This window comes from uncultured Fibrobacter sp. (genome assembly GCF_937877005.1).
GTDB lineage: Bacteria > Fibrobacterota > Fibrobacteria > Fibrobacterales > Fibrobacteraceae > Fibrobacter.
This window is the reverse complement of sequence record NZ_CALEFV010000006.1, coordinates 1-2,448: the sequence shown is the minus strand read 5'-3', so window position 1 is coordinate 2,448 and position 2,448 is coordinate 1. Positions and strand designations below refer to the sequence as shown.

Here is a 2,448-nt window from a genome sequence, read left to right as displayed (position 1 = left end):
TGGAACTCTACCGAAAATAATTCCTTGAACCTACCTATAGAAACAGACAAGAAATTCGCACCCGATGAAAGCATAACCAAGGAAAATTTCATCGAGAACATGAACAGACTCTTCGGAAAAGTAAACAATGGCATATCTACGGTATCATTTAAGGATACATTGACAGGCCTTGAATACATTACAAGAATAGACGCAGAATATCTTTCTGACCACTTCAAGGGAAAGGGCAAATCGCGTTACGCGAACCTTCCGATGTATGCCGAAACACTGAAGAACCCGTCTGAAATACGAATCAAATTCATGAAGAGCTTGAAGACCGGAAAGTCCGCTATTCGCGCAGTCTTTTGGAAACGTTTCAGATACAACAACAAGGACTATTTCGTAGAAATCGTGAACGATTCCGGTGTCGGTGAAGACTTCAAACTATACACAAGCTATGCAAACAGCAAGGATGCAGGAAAAACTATGACAGGAACCGTTATTTACCAGAAGCCCTAGAATGGTAGAGGGCGGCCCTCTGCAAAGGAACCGCCTTCTCTCAAGACATTCAAACGGGATGCAGCCCATCATGACTATCGAGCCCTTTCAATATACATCTTTTTTTAACGGAAGTCAATAGGAAATGTCAGATTTTATCAATGCAGACGTAGACATAGGCAAATTTAACGCGCTAATCGCCATAATGCGGCGAAATTCGGTAAATACAAGGCCCGTCATGGCTGCCGTCGGCAACCTGGTAGTCAAAAGCGTCCGCCAGAACTTCCGCGAAGAGGGCAGACCCGACAAGTGGGTCCCCTCGAAAAAGGCGAAAGGCAGGACCCTTCTTGCCACAGGCGCACTCATGAAGAGCATCCACTACGAGCTCGACAACGACGGTGCCGCAGTCACCGTAATGACCGGCCCCATGAAATACGCCCGCATCATGCAGAACGGCGGCAAGACCCCAAAGCACGACATCGTGGCAAGGAACCGCAGGGCGCTCAGGTTCACCGTCGGCGGCTTGACACTCTACCGCAAGAGCGTTCACCATCCAGGCTCGCGCATACCCGCCCGCCCCTACATGCTGCTCCAGGACGAAGACGAAGTAAAAATCAAGGATATGCTGGTGGACCACCTTGTCGGCGAAATGAAAAAACGCGGAGGATTGAAATGACCCTAGAACAGGCTAAGCTGCCCCGACTGCTCGGGCTTCTTCTCGACAAAGTTCATATACCTGTAGATCGTTCGCTCGCTGAGACCCGTTTCAAACGCAAGCTGGTGAACTGGCTTGTCGAAATTGTCGCGCATGTAGCGGCGCACTGCGTTAGGCGTCATCCGGGCTGGGCAGGCTACATGGTTGCCCGCGAACTTCTTCCAGATACGTTTGGCGACATCGAGCCCCAAGGACTTCGCGACCCATTTCAAGTCCTCGTTAGGCAAGTCATCAACTGTAAGGGAATCCCAGACGCTCATTCTGTATTGCAAATATAATCAAAATGCGCGAAAAAAACAACAACATAAAAAATTCTTCCAAGGAAAACCATGCACGACTTCACGACATTCGAACGCACCGCACCCGTCGGTGACGACAACGACCCCATAAGAAAGTACATGAAAAAGTTCAGGTGCCAAGCCTGCAAGAAGGACAAGTTTCACATCCCGCTTAAAACCGTTGACGGGCGCACCGTCTGCATCCATTGCTGCATGACCGGCAAGGGCCAGGACATCGTTCTGGACAAGCGAACCGTGGACGCCCTGGAAGCCGTCGCCAACCGCATCAACGGCCACGACAACTACCCGCCAAAAGAAACTACAGAACCAACCACCACAAACAAAGGAACCAAGATGAAGCTGATAAAAAAACTTGTTCAAAGAGCAACAAAGGCAGTCAGCTACTTCACGGTAGAATACCCTTTAACCACATGCGCAATATTGTGGTTCTTCGTGGTGCTGTTGAGTGGCATCATTTATCGTCTAACATTTGCACGTCTTTATGGTTAAGGAGAGCTCCCATGAATCCGTTTACAGACATTCGAAAATCATCCGTCGGGTTTATACCAAAGACTAAAATCCAGGAAGACCCGAACTACAGACTTCTGCTTCAGAAACTGTCAGACCTCATGTGTCAAAACGCACGCAAGGACAAGAGCACATGGAGTTACGATTTCGTCACGCTCGCATTCTTGAGAGTCGAGCTGCAAAAGTTCAGCAAGCGAAAGCAGGCATACAAGTTTGCCCGGAAAATGTTCAAGAAGGCAAGGAACATATTCCTCGGAAAATCGCTTGCGCACCTCAACGCATTCACCCTGCTCATCATCAGCAAGGACCTGGTGCAGATACTTTCGGACGACCGCAACGCCCACCTAGCCGAAGGCGAGGGCGACACCTACCTGCGCCGCAACTTTTAGCGCTTGCAGAAGTCCGTCAAACGTCAGGGAAACGCCCTTTTCAATAGCCTTTGATTTGACC

General features: G+C 49.3%; 5 protein-coding genes. 4 read left to right on the top strand and 1 reads right to left on the bottom strand.

Annotated elements, in window-relative coordinates; all coding sequences use genetic code 11:
- A partial coding sequence (locus Q0628_RS00375) for a hypothetical protein (RefSeq protein WP_298767435.1) occupies window positions 1–498 on the top strand: 498 nt, incomplete at its 5' end.
- A gap of 124 nt (window positions 499–622) precedes the next feature.
- Window positions 623–1,153: a phage virion morphogenesis protein gene (locus Q0628_RS00370; protein ID WP_298767433.1), complete on the top strand. Its 531-nt coding sequence runs from the start codon at window positions 623–625 to the stop codon at window positions 1,151–1,153.
- A gap of 2 nt (window positions 1,154–1,155) precedes the next feature.
- On the opposite strand, the gene Q0628_RS00365 is transcribed toward Q0628_RS00370, so the two are convergent.
- Entirely contained in the window at window positions 1,156–1,452 is a 297-nt protein-coding gene (locus tag Q0628_RS00365) for a Mor transcription activator family protein (RefSeq protein ID WP_144063793.1), read from the bottom strand.
- A gap of 69 nt (window positions 1,453–1,521) precedes the next feature.
- Here Q0628_RS00365 and Q0628_RS00360 point away from each other — a divergent pair, with 69 nt between their 5' ends.
- Window positions 1,522–1,980 carry a hypothetical protein gene (locus Q0628_RS00360; RefSeq protein WP_298767431.1) on the top strand — a complete coding sequence of 153 codons (459 nt, stop codon included), beginning with the start codon at window positions 1,522–1,524 and terminating at the stop codon, window positions 1,978–1,980.
- Between the two features lie 11 nt (window positions 1,981–1,991).
- On the top strand, window positions 1,992–2,387 hold the full coding sequence (locus tag Q0628_RS00355; protein WP_298767430.1) for a hypothetical protein: 396 nt from the start codon (window positions 1,992–1,994) through the stop codon (window positions 2,385–2,387).
- Window positions 2,388–2,448: the final 61 nt, after the last annotated feature.